Source organism: Halodesulfovibrio spirochaetisodalis (genome assembly GCF_001672295.1).
Taxonomy (GTDB): Bacteria; Desulfobacterota; Desulfovibrionia; order Desulfovibrionales; family Desulfovibrionaceae; genus Halodesulfovibrio; species Halodesulfovibrio spirochaetisodalis.
Map to the genome: position 1 here is coordinate 1 of NZ_JXMS01000052.1, position 1,506 is coordinate 1,506.

The following is a 1,506-nucleotide window of genomic DNA, read 5'->3' on the forward strand; positions in this document are numbered from 1 at the left end:
GTAACGGTGTTATTGCCGGCACCTAGTCTGATAGTGTCATTGCCGTCACCGCCTGTGACAGTGTCATTTCCTGCCCCAGAGTCGATAATGTCAGCGCCAGACCCTCCGTCTATGGTGTCTTTCCCTGAACTAGTAGTTAAGGTGTCGTTGCCGGCTCCTCCAGACACGTAGTTATCACCGTAGCTAGCATCAATGGTGTCATTTCCGGCACCACCATAGATGTAGTCTGCATTGCCGCCGCCAGTGATCTTGTCGTCGCCGTCTTCACCATAAGCAGTAAGTGGGCCGCCAGCAGAGGAAATGGTATCGTCACCTGTTCCGGCGTAGATAGTAGTTGCACCAGTTCCTGCTGTAATAACATCATTACCGCTAAGTGCATTGACAGTTACAGGCATAACAAAGGCAGACATGTCTACAATATCAATGTCTTCGGTGAGGTTGTTAAGGGTAAATTTGATGTTGGAAGTTGAGATAGTGGTGTCGTCTGAGAATGTCAGAGATTCAATTCGGCTGTAATACTGTGTCATGACATTCTTAACGCGAATAGAATCAGCAGGGTTATTTTTAAATGTAATAAGCCAGTCCTGCGCATCAACCGTGAGTGTTAACTGGTCAAATGTAATACCTTCTCCAAAGGTAATTTTGTCACTGTATGAACCAGATTTTCCGTCGGGATTGTCATAGATGGTGTCATGACCATCACCAATGTTGAACACGTAAGTGTCATTGCCAATGCCGCCATAGATGGTGTCGTCGCCACGTCCACCGGTAACGGTATTGCCGCTTGCACTTGACGTGAGTGTATCGTTATTGGCTGTCCCTGTGATGGTATTTGAGGAAGAGTGATATTCGAATTGTAGGTAGTTTTGACTCGCGACATTTTTTATTCGCACAGAGTCTGTTGAGCTGTTTTTAAAGGTAATGAGTTGATCATTGCCATCTTGGGTGATGACAATGTCCTCGCTTGTAATCCCTTTACCAAATCTTATTTTATCTCGGCTAAAAGAAGTTCCTGCTGTTTCTTCAGTGTTGTCAAAGATGGTGTCGTGTCCGTCTCCGAGATTGAAAATAAATGTATCATCATGATTGCCGCCATGTATGGTGTCATTACCAAGTCCACCAGAGATCGTGTTTTGGCCATTGCCAGCGTAAATGATGTCATCACCAGCTCCACCATATACAGTGTCGTGTCCACTTCCAGTTGTAATAGTGTCGTTGTCGGCTCCGCCAAAGACGTAGTTGGTTCCATCTCCTGCATCAATGATGTCTTCGCCTGCACCGCCATAAATACGATCATTGTAGTATTTGCCGGTAATATTGTCATCGCCGTCTTCACCGAAGGCAATGAGCTGCCCGTGAGCCGTGGCAATGGTATCATTTCCTTTCCCGCCAAAAACAGTAGTGGTGGCGTTTCCTGTTGTGATGGTATCATCACCACCTAATGCCTTGACGGTTGCCGGCATAACAAAGTCTGATATGTCAATGGTGTCAGCGCCTTCAGTAAGG

1 protein-coding gene is annotated in these 1,506 nt (G+C 46.3%); it reads right to left on the reverse strand.

Going from position 1 to position 1,506, the window contains the following annotated elements:
• On the reverse strand, positions 1-1,506 hold a 1,506-nt coding region (locus SP90_RS16345; RefSeq protein ID WP_269449374.1), incomplete at both ends, for a calcium-binding protein.